The sequence below is a fragment of the Gordonia rhizosphera NBRC 16068 genome (assembly GCF_000298195.1).
Classification (GTDB): domain Bacteria; phylum Actinomycetota; class Actinomycetes; order Mycobacteriales; family Mycobacteriaceae; genus Gordonia; species Gordonia rhizosphera.
This window is the reverse complement of sequence record NZ_BAHC01000175.1, coordinates 1-977: the sequence shown is the minus strand read 5'-3', so window position 1 is coordinate 977 and position 977 is coordinate 1. Positions and strand designations below refer to the sequence as shown.

The 977-nt window shown below is 70.0% G+C and carries 2 protein-coding genes; one reads left to right on the top strand and one right to left on the bottom strand.

Annotated features, from left to right (window positions below):
• On the bottom strand, positions 1 to 342 hold a 342-nt coding region (locus tag GORHZ_RS21465), incomplete at its 3' end, for a DUF3043 domain-containing protein (RefSeq protein WP_006336784.1).
• 102 nt (positions 343 to 444) lie between these two features.
• Between GORHZ_RS21465 and GORHZ_RS21460 the strand changes: the two genes are divergently transcribed.
• A partial coding sequence (locus tag GORHZ_RS21460) for a glycerate kinase (protein WP_006336782.1) occupies positions 445 to 977 on the top strand: 533 nt, incomplete at its 3' end.

Genomic DNA, 977 nt, shown 5'->3' with positions numbered 1-977 from the left:
CATCAGGTAGCGCTCGTCGCCGGCCATCATCTTCTCGCGCTGCTCGTTGCGCTGTGCACGTTTCTCGTTGGAGAGCTTGCGCTTGTCCTCACGCGACATGGAGCTCTTCAGCTCCTTCTTGCGGGCGCGCGCCTCCGAACGTGTCGTCGGGGGCGGCGCGACGGGTCCGCGTCGGCGCTCGGATTCCCGGCGCGACGGGGTGGGCCGACCCTTGCCGGCCGTGTACGCGCTGCCCTTGGAGCCGGTATCCGTGCTGGTGGTGGCGTCGTCGGCGGTGTCCGACGCCGTGGCGGCGGTGTCGTCGGTGACGCCGTCGTCATCTGACTTCCATGGCAACTTCACATCTTCGAGCCTAGGTGATCCGCGCTGCCGAGATTCTGAGACCTCCCTATACTTCCTGCGCATGAGCCCACTCCCCGTCGTGGTGATGATCGTCGAGGCGACATGCGGATACTGATCGCGCCGGATTCGTTCGGGGACACGCTGTCCGCGGTCGCCGCGTCGGCGGCGATCGCCCGCGGGTGGTCGGCGGCCCGCCCTGCCGACGAACTGCGCTCGGCACCGCAGTCCGATGGTGGGCCGGGCTTCGTGGCCGTGCTGGCCAGCCGGTTCGGCGATCTGCGCAGCGCCACGGTCACCGGACCGCTCGGCGCCGCGGTGAGGGCCTCCTGGCTCCTCGACGACCGCACCTCGTCACCGGTCGCCTACATCGAATGTGCGCAGGCATGCGGGCTGCACCAGCTCGGTGGACGTCCCACCCCGCGCACCGCGCTCTCCGCCGACACCACCGGTGTCGGGCAGCTGGTCGATGCGGCACTCGACGCCGGTGCACACACGATCGTCGTGGGGCTCGGGGGATCGGCCACCACCGATGGCGGTCGCGGGTTGGTGGATGCGCTCGGCGGGCCGGCACAGGCCGTGCAGCGGTTGTCGGGGGTGGAGGTCGTCGTCGCCTCCGATGTGGAGAACCCACTGTT